Here is a 517-nt window from a genome sequence, read left to right on the forward strand (position 1 = left end):
TTGGTGAAGATCCCGATGCTGGGCAAGGCCGACAGCCTGAATGCGGCGGTCGCGACCGCAGTGATGGCGTATGAGGTGCTGGCGCAAAGCCGGGGTACGTGACCGATTTAGGCTGGTGCCCCCGAGTGGATTCGAACCACCGGCCTGCGGTTTAGGAAACCGTCGCTCTATCCGACTGAGCTACGGGGGCGCCGCGCGCGGTGGTACTGTGCGGCGCTGACGAAATCAATTGACCGTATCGGGTGGAATTACCGGGAACGGCAAGGCCGCGACCGGTACGCCTTCCTCGACCAGCGCCTTCGCCTCGGCCAGGGTCGTTTCGCCGTGGATCGTCGTCGCGGCGGTTTCCCCGACGTGCATCGCGCGCGCGCGATCGGCAAAGGCGCGCCCGACCCATTCCGACTTCTCCAGCGCTTGAGCCTGGGCTTGAGCGAGCGCGTGGAGCGCGGCCTTCATCGTCTCCGGGGTGAGGGCTGGAGGAGCCGCCGCCTCGACGTTTGGCGCCGGAACGCTGCGG

At 67.1% G+C, this 517-nt stretch carries 1 protein-coding gene and 1 tRNA gene; both read right to left on the bottom strand.

The window, feature by feature from the left end:
- Positions 1-113 precede the first annotated feature (113 nt).
- A tRNA-Arg gene (locus AACY45_RS27920) sits at positions 114-190 on the bottom strand.
- A 35-nt stretch (positions 191-225) separates the two neighbouring features.
- The coding region (locus AACY45_RS27925) for a DUF1178 family protein (protein ID WP_339548704.1) at positions 226-517 on the bottom strand (292 nt) is incomplete at its 5' end.

Source organism: Pseudomonas sp. RA_35y_Pfl2_P32 (genome assembly GCF_963970735.1).
Classification (GTDB): domain Bacteria; phylum Pseudomonadota; class Gammaproteobacteria; order Pseudomonadales; family Pseudomonadaceae; genus Aquipseudomonas.